The 6184-nt window shown below is 41.4% G+C and carries 5 protein-coding genes; all 5 read left to right on the top strand.

Going from position 1 to position 6184, the window contains the following annotated elements; genetic code table 11:
* The first annotated feature begins 69 nt into the window (after positions 1 to 69).
* The 5 genes from LMF89_RS17630 to LMF89_RS17650 all read left to right on the top strand — a co-directional run bounded on the left by LMF89_RS17630 (position 70) and on the right by LMF89_RS17650 (position 6045).
* Entirely contained in the window at positions 70 to 537 is a 468-nt protein-coding gene (locus LMF89_RS17630) for a PTS sugar transporter subunit IIA (RefSeq protein ID WP_229536212.1), read from the top strand.
* Between the two features lie 94 nt (positions 538 to 631).
* Complete coding sequence (locus tag LMF89_RS17635) at positions 632 to 925, top strand: PTS sugar transporter subunit IIB (protein WP_007931576.1); 294 nt, start codon at positions 632 to 634, stop codon at positions 923 to 925.
* 17 nt (positions 926 to 942) lie between these two features.
* A complete protein-coding gene (locus tag LMF89_RS17640) occupies positions 943 to 2292 on the top strand; it encodes a PTS galactitol transporter subunit IIC (RefSeq protein ID WP_229536213.1) in 1350 nt (449 codons plus the stop codon).
* A gap of 81 nt (positions 2293 to 2373) precedes the next feature.
* Positions 2374 to 3021: a class II aldolase/adducin family protein gene (locus LMF89_RS17645; protein WP_229536214.1), complete on the top strand. Its 648-nt coding sequence runs from the start codon at positions 2374 to 2376 to the stop codon at positions 3019 to 3021.
* Positions 3022 to 3111: 90 nt separating this feature from the next.
* Positions 3112 to 6045, top strand: a complete 2934-nt coding sequence (locus LMF89_RS17650; protein WP_229536215.1) for a sigma 54-interacting transcriptional regulator — start codon at positions 3112 to 3114, stop codon at positions 6043 to 6045.
* Positions 6046 to 6184 lie beyond the last annotated feature (139 nt).

Raw genomic sequence — 6184 nt, forward strand, 5'->3', positions numbered from 1 at the left:
CAATAAGGTTCTATTGTAATGAAGCATGTACAAGAAAACAAAATTGAGTCAAAGGAGGATTTGATTATAGTGGATTTTACGCTGCTGCTAAAGGAAGAGCTAATGATGGTGCCCCTTGTGGCAAGCAACCGAGAGGATGCATTTGAGAAGCTGGCACTTGGTTTGGAACAATACGGTTTTGTAAAGGATACCTATTTAGAGGCAGTAAAAAAACGGGAGAGAGCTTTCCCTACGGGATTATGCACGGGAGAAATTAATGTGGCTATTCCCCACACTGATGTAGAGCATGTCGTCCATTGTGCTATGGCAGTAGGCGTGCTAGAAAAGCCGGTTCGTTTTGCCAATATGGAGAATCCCAATGTGGAGATTGAGGTTTCTATTATATTTATGCTGGCATTAAAGGATGCTCATGAGCAGCCTGCATTCCTGCAAAAATTGGCAGGTTTGTTCCAGGATAAGGAGCTTCTACATAACTTGGCATCTAAAACAAGTACAAGTGCTACGTATCAGTTATTGCTTTCTGCCCTTGCTTGCTAAGAAAAAAAGAGAGGAGGGATGGAGCCTATATCAAACAGAGATTGTGACTGGAAATAAGGTAAGAGCATAGTACAAATTTGAGGAGGAAAAGGACATGGCTGGAGAAAAAAGAATTTTGGTTGCTTGTGGAACTGGGGTATGTACCTCTACGATGGCAGTTAATAAATTAAAGGATGCTCTAGAAAAAAGAGGCAAATTGAAGCTAGTAAAGATTAATCAATGTAAAATTGCGGAAATCGCGTCCATGGCATCGGACAATGACTTAGTAGTGGCAACAACTCAGGTATCGGCAAAAATTAATATTCCGGTAGTAACAGGAACGGCTTTTTTAACTGGAATTGGGGTGGATAAAGTAGTAGAGCAAATTATTGATCATCTCAAAATTTAATTGAGGGGGAATCATACGTGGAAATTATAAGTTATATTGTCAGCCTAGGTGCCAGTGTTATGATGCCAATTATTATTACCATATTAGGGTTATGCTTAGGTGCTAAATTAAGCAAGGCGATCCGATCAGGTTTAATGGTTGGTGTAGGATTCATTGGTTTAAACTTAGTTATCGGTTTATTAACCAGTACGCTAGGTCCAGCTTCACACGCTATGGTAGAAAAGCTCGGGTTGCAATTAACCGTGATTGATGTGGGATGGCCTGCTGCAGCTGCTATTGCTTTTGCATCAACTGTGGGAGCGATCATCATACCGATTGGATTGGTAGTCAATATTATACTTTTGATTACGAAGCAGACAAGAACGGTTGATGTAGATATTTGGGATTATTGGCACTTTGCTTTTACTGGTGCCTTGGTTACAGCGGCTACAGATAGTATATTGTGGGGTGGTTTTGCTGCTATTGTTAATATGATCATTGTATTTTATCTGGCAGATTGGACAGCCCCTGGAGTAGAAGAATACAACAAACTACCCGGCGTTTCCCTGCCACATGGTTTTTCGGCAGCCTATGTTCCTATTGCTATTGTAATTAACAAAATCATTGATATGATTCCTGGCATCCGAGATGTCAAAGCGGATCCGGAAACATTACAAGAAAAGTTTGGTATATTTGGTGAACCTCTCATTATTGGCAGCATATTGGGTTTGCTTATTGGGGCTCTTGCGGGATATGATGTGAAAACCATTTTAACGGTAGGTATTACAATGGGAGGATGTTTAGTGCTGATTCCAAAAATGGCTTCTATGCTTATGGAGGGGCTTTTACCCATATCCGATTCAGCACAAGAATTTATTCAGAAACGGTTTAAGAATGCCGGAAAAATCTATATTGGATTAGACTCGGCTGTGGCTATCGGACATCCTGCTTGTATGGCAGCTGCCTTAGTGCTTGTGCCGATTACCATTATCTTGGCCGCTGTGCTCCCCGGAAATCGAGTACTTCCCTTTGCTGATTTAGCAGTACTTCCCTTCATGCTGGCTATGGTGGTTCCGGTAACCAAAGGCAATGTGTTTAGAACCTTTATTGTAGGGCTGGTCATGGTGACGATAGGATTACTAATTGCTACGGATATGGCGCCATTACATACTCAGCTTGCCATAAATGCTAATTTCAAAATGCCGAGTGGAGCTACGCAGATTGCTTCTATTTGTGATGGAGCCAATCCCCTCACCTGGATTATTTTGCAGCTGACTGGTTTAAAGGTTGTTGGTGTGGCTGTTTTGGTAGCGGTCGTTGGAGCTATGGCCGTTATTAATAGCAAAATTACGAAGCGTAGAGATGCCCAGGAGGATATACAAGCTTAATATTGCTATACTGCTTGCCGGTATTCTTTTAATATATCGGCAAGCAATGTATTGAAGTAAGTATAAGGAGGAGAAAGTATAATGCTGGAGGATCTTAGAAAAGAGGTTTTGGAGGCAGCTTTACAATTAGTTCGCTATGGTTTAGTAACACTTACAGGAGGTAATGTAAGTGGTAGAGATAAAGAAAGCGGATATATCGCGATTACCCCAAGTGGCATGGATTATGAGAAACTAAATCCAGAGGATATTGTAATCGTAGATAGCAAAGGAAATATGGTGGAGGGAAAATGGAAGGCTTCTGTGGATTTACAAGACCATTTATATATATACAAGAATAAACCCAATCTGTATGGTATTATACATACCCATTCGCCTTATGCCTGTAGTTTTGCCATGCTGCATCAGGAAATTCCCTGCTGTAGCACTACCCTGGCAAACGAAGTCGGCGGTAGTGTTCCTATTTCAAAGTATAGCCCCGTTGGCGAGGGGGGAATTGGATTTGCTGTGATAGAAGCAATCGGCGATAAAAATGCCTGTTTATTAGCGAATCATGGAGTGATAGCTGTGGGGATATCGGTTAGACATGCATTAGTGGCCGCAGTAATGCTGGAAGATGGAGCAAAAGTCTATCATTTAGCCAAATGCAAAGGAGATCCCATACCTCTGCATCCATCTGAAATTGAAAAAGCAAGAAATGTATTTTTATATGAATATGGGCAAAATCACTAGGCATATCTGACTTCTACATGCTACATTTATATGGTAGCGTATAGAAAGGGAGGATCTTCCGCTTTCAATTAATGCTGCAAAGGGGAGATTATGATGGGGATGAAGGAAGAACGATTACATGTATTAATTGATACTGAGGATAGAAAAAATCCTTATACGGATGAAGTATTGGCAAAGAAATTGTCTATTTCCCGCGGTGAAGCTACCCTGTTGCGGCAAAAGTTGAAGATCCCTGACTCTAGAGAACGGAGAAAACCCATTTTATGTGAAACAATTCGGCAAATCCTAGAAAGCAATCCGGGTATATCCAAACGAGGGGTAACGGGAAAATTACAGCAAATGGGTTTTTCTGTATCTCGTTTTACAATAGAACAGTTGTTAAGCAATGCATTGTATAGTATGGAAGAAATAAAACGTGTTGTCTCTTCTCCCAATATGGGTACAGTTGCTGACAATGGAGGTAAAGAATTTGTCAGTACTGCATTTGATAACTTGATTGGGCAGAAGGGAAGTCTATTTCCCATTATCGAGCAGGCAAAAGCAGCTATTTTGTATCCTCCTAAAGGACTTCATACTTTGCTGCTAGGTGCAACTGGGGTTGGGAAAAGCGATCTAGCAGAAGCGATGTATCGTTTTGCTGTGGACTCAGGAAGACTGAGTATGAGGGCTCCCTTTGTAGTTTTTAATTGTGCGGATTATGCCGATAATCCGCAATTATTGCTCTCGCAGTTGTGTGGTCATACGAAAGGCGCCTTTACTGGGGCTGAGCGCTCTAAGGAAGGGCTCATTGAAAAAGCTGATGGTGGGATTCTATTCTTAGACGAAGTACACCGGCTGCCGCCAGAAGGGCAGGAAATTTTATTTTATCTTATTGATAAAGGAAAGTTTCGACGGATGGGGGAAACCGAAAGTCTGCGCCAAGTAGCTGTTATGTTAATTATGGCTACGACAGAGGTGCAGTCAGCTGCCTTGCTGGCTACATTTCGTCGTCGGGTTCCTATGGTTATAGAGCTGCCCAGCCTTCAGGAGAGACCCTTACAGGAAAGACTAGCATTAATTCACTATTTTTTAAAACATGAAGCACAGCGTACCGGGAATGCCTTAAATATTGATGCTGATGCGCTAAAGTCACTTTTACTCTATGATTGTTCCAGTAACATTGGACAGTTATCTGCAGATATACAGGTAGCTTGTGCCAGAGGATTTCTGAATCTCATTACCAGCGGCAGCAAAACACTCTATATTACTGTTTCCAATCTGCCTGCACATGCACGACGCGGACTGCTTAAACTTCAGCATCAGCGCGATAAAATTGAGAAACTTCGAATTACCAGTTGTGAAATTTTGCCGGGAAAAGAAAATATGGTATATGTGGATGAGTTGTACTCAGTGCCACGGGAAATCTACTCTTATATTGAGGAGCAATATGGAAAACTTTCTATGCAAGGTGTTTCTCAAGAAGAAATCAACCGGATAATTGGATCGGAGTTGGAAGCGAAACTATGGAAGTGGATTAAAAGGGCCAATGATTCGCCGGAGCCCATTGTAAAGGCTGATTTATATAAAGTGGTTGATAAGGCGATTGTAGATATCGTCGAAGCTATGATCGAGAAAGCTGCCGATATTTTAATTCGGCCAAGTGAACAGATCGTTGTAGGATTATCCATTCATTTAACAGAAACACTGAAACGAATCAAGCAAAATAAACGAATTATCAATCCCCATTTGGAAAAAACAAAATATGAATATGCCCGTGAATTTGCCATAGCCCGGGAAATGGCAGAATGTTTTCTAGGACAAACCGGAGTGAGACTGCCAGAAGAGGAAATTGGTTTCATCACATTATATTTGACAATGTATTGCCGGCAAGATGTAGATGGGCGGGTAGGAATTCTAGTTTTATCTCACGGCCATGTGGCAGTAGGAATGGCGGAAGTTGCTAACAGATTGCTAGGAGTTAACCATGCTAAAGCGGTTGAAATGTCGTTGGACGAAAGTTCAGAGACAGCGTTAGAGCGCACCATTGAGATTGTTACGCAAATTAATGAAGGCAAGGGTGTACTCTTACTTGTTGATATGGGATCACTAGCCAATTTTGGCAGCCAAATCACTGCCATAACCGGTATTCCCATTCGGTCGGTAGGACCGGTATATACTATGATGGTTATTGAAGCAGTTAGGCGGGCATTACTCCCCGATACAGAGCTGGATGAATTGACTGAAACCTTAAGGCAGCCTTATTTGAGTGCCGAAAACTTAAGTACAGAATTGTTGCAAAATGATTTATCCTTCAATAAGAGTAAGTCAGCTATTTTAACGATCTGCATTACAGGAAAGGGAGGAGCTATGCAATTACAGAAGGAAGTAGAACGGCAGCTTGGTAGGCAGCAGGGTCAAATAGAAATAATCTGCATGGGATTAGCAGATCGGCAAACATTTGCAAAAGAAGTTCGGAAAATTATGAAAACTCATTCGATTAAAGCTGTAGTTGGAACGCTAGATCCCGGTTTGCCTGGAGTTCCTTTCATCACAGTTGATCAAATAGTAAAGGGCAAAATAACATCCATCTTGCAGTGTGCACCAAGTCGAAGAACAACGGTAGCAGAAGTTATCCAAGAGGATTTAATTTTTTATCCTAATCCGGAATGGAGCAAACCGCAAGTTATTGACTTACTCACACAAAGTTTGCTTTCTAGAGATTTGGTTAAACCTGAATTTGCAACGGATGTGGTTAAGAGGGAGTTAATAGGAGTACCGATTTTAAGTCTGAGAGTAGCCATTCCTCATGGTGAAGACCCACGATATGTAAATCAAACATCAGTAGCATTGGCTATCTTTCCTGAAGCCATACCCTGGGGTGAGAATTACTGGGTAAATGTTGTCTGTTTGTTTGCTGCGGCTACCGATGGCAGGGAACTTGTTCAAGAGCTGGGAGGCAAATTGACAAACGATGAAATTGTTGATTGTTTGATTGAAGCTCGCACGCCAGCTGAAGCAAAACGTATCCTGGTACAGGAGGAGTAGTCATAAGGAAACTTGAAACCACGCCATGAATTCCATTGTATATTTAAAATGTTTATGTTTTAAGGATGCAATAACTTTCTTTTTGATAGATTGTAAAATGAAGTGCGACAGTTAAATAACAATAAATAGCTCACAGAGC

The organism is Pelosinus baikalensis (assembly GCF_020819555.1).
Lineage (GTDB): Bacteria > Bacillota > Negativicutes > DSM-13327 > DSM-13327 > Pelosinus > Pelosinus baikalensis.

What these genes read in the sequence shown, in the direction of transcription:
- LMF89_RS17645 (WP_229536214.1), top strand. Translation starts at nt 2,374, where the DNA reads ATGCTGGAGGATCTTAGAAAAGAGGTTTTGGAGGCAGCTTTACAATTA.
- LMF89_RS17635 (WP_007931576.1), top strand. Translation starts at nt 632, where the DNA reads ATGGCTGGAGAAAAAAGAATTTTGGTTGCTTGTGGAACTGGGGTATGT.
- LMF89_RS17650 (WP_229536215.1), top strand. Translation starts at nt 3,112, where the DNA reads ATGATGGGGATGAAGGAAGAACGATTACATGTATTAATTGATACTGAG.